Here is a 1,965-nt window from a genome sequence, read left to right as displayed (position 1 = left end):
GACCCTACGGGTACAGTGCGGGGCTCCTGCGATTTCTAGCTGAAGGGACAGGATCGCGCATCCAGGGTTCTCGAATAGCGATGGGACTTGTCGGGATCCCATCTAGAATAGGCGACAACCGGGCGAGAGAGGAGGTGAGCTGGCGGGTGACCTTCGCCCAGTGGCTGGGGCTAGGGGCGCTGTTGGGCCTGCTAGTTCTGCTTTGGCAGATCCGGCAGATCCTGCTGTTGGTGTTCGCGGCCATTGTGTTGGCAGTAGCATTGGATACCTTGGCCCAGATCCCACAGCGCTACGGCTTTCGGCGTGGCCCCTCAATTGTCATCACCAGTTTGACGGTTTTGGTGGCCGCGATCTTGGTGGGGCTAATCGTGGTGCCCCCCCTGGCGGAGCAGTTGCGGCGGCTGTTTACCGATGGGGTGCCCGCCGGGATCGTGCAAGCGCAGCGGCTGTTCGAGAGCTTGATTCTCTCTTTGCCGACGGATATTGAGCTGCCGACGCTGCGGGAATTGGCCAATAGCTTGGTGCCCCAGGCCACCGAGTTGGTGCGACAGGTGCGCGACTTTTTCTCCGAGTCCTTCACTGCCTTTTTTGGCACCCTGCTCAACCTATTGTTTGTAATCATCCTCACCATTTTGTTGTTGGCGGATCCCCAAGCCTACAGTCGCGCTTTTGTCTCGGTTTTCCCGGCCTTTTACCGTCCCCGCATTCGCTACATCCTCAAGCGCTGTGAGCTGGCGCTGCGAGGGTGGCTGATGGGGATCCTGTTTACCAGCACCTTGGTGATGCTGCTGAGTGGGATCGGGCTGTGGATTTTGGGGGTGCCCCTGATCTTGGCCAATGCGGTGCTGGCGGGATTGTTCAACTTCATCCCCAATATCGGCCCCACCTTAAGCGTGGTAGCCCCCATGCTGGTAGCCCTCACGGATGCCCCTTGGAAGTCCTTGGCAGTGCTGGGGCTGTATATCCTGATCCAGCAGTTGGAAAGCAGCGTCTTCACCCCCATCGTTATGTCCCGACAGGTGTCGCTCCTGCCCGCCCTAACCCTAGTAGCTCAAGTTACTTCAGCCTTTTTCTTTGGGGTGCTGGGCCTGTTCCTGGCCGTGCCTTTGGCGGCAATCCTGCAGGTGTGGATTCAGGAGGTGCTAATTCGGGATGTCCTGGATCCCTGGCAGGGATCCCGATTGCGGCCCTTGCTCAGGTTGGAAAGTGGAGAGAATGGGATCCAGAGCTCCACCCAGGATCCCATCCCGCCGCCGCAATCGGTGCGAGATGGTTAAGGGAGCAATGCTCCTGACTTGGCTCAGCCACACCAGCCTAGCTACGCGACCAAGAGAGCAGAAAGCGGTTCTTGCCCTGAAGGACTTGACCGGTATAAAGGCCCCGCACCGCTATCGCGAGCGAGAATCCAACAAGCGGCAACCGTGCGCCCAGGCAGAGGGGCATTGGGAGAACAGTGAGACCTACGGCCCGCTGCGCGAAGGGCATTCTATCAACTTTCTATCAACTCAAGGACTCCGTCCCGCTATTGCTCACCTGGCAAGGCCGGACTGTGGAGTCCCGGCGGGAAAAGCCGCAACCCCTGCTGGCGCACTCGCCGCTCCTGGAAAGGGATAGGGGTCACGCGCGGCAAAGGCGTAGCCACAGGCTGGGGAGTTGAAGTGGGCACAGCTTGCGGAGAGGGCTCTGGGCTGGGCTCAGGCGTAAGCTCAGGTTCAGGAGTGGCCACCACGGGCGGTGGCGTTGGAACAGCCGGGATCCCCTCTGGTGTCGGACGGGGGCGGCCCAGTTGAAAGCGCGGCTGGCGACGAGGTGCAAGCGTGGGCGTCGCCTCTGGCGTTGGAGTCGGAGTGGGTGTGGGTGTGGGCGTCGGGCTGGGTGTTGGCGTCGGAGTAGGTCTTTTACACCTGTCCGAGCCCACGAGACCGAGGCGGCTCGCGTTTGGCGTCTTGTGCTTGAAAAAAAATG

Annotated in this window: 1 protein-coding gene and 1 pseudogene; one reads left to right on the top strand and one right to left on the bottom strand. The window is 60.6% G+C overall.

Annotated elements, in window-relative coordinates:
• Positions 1-134 precede the first annotated feature (134 nt).
• Positions 135-1,277 carry an AI-2E family transporter gene (locus NW820_RS12085; RefSeq protein WP_414357479.1) on the top strand — a complete coding sequence of 381 codons (1,143 nt, stop codon included), beginning with the start codon at positions 135-137 and terminating at the stop codon, positions 1,275-1,277.
• A 245-nt stretch (positions 1,278-1,522) separates the two neighbouring features.
• On the opposite strand, the pseudogene NW820_RS12080 reads toward NW820_RS12085, so the two are convergent.
• Positions 1,523-1,965, bottom strand: a pseudogene (locus NW820_RS12080) (hypothetical protein); the annotation flags it as partial.

It is taken from the genome of Synechococcus sp. R55.7 (genome assembly GCF_047461955.1).
GTDB lineage: Bacteria > Cyanobacteriota > Cyanobacteriia > Thermostichales > Thermostichaceae > Thermostichus.
This window is presented reverse-complemented; position numbering and strand designations above follow the sequence as displayed.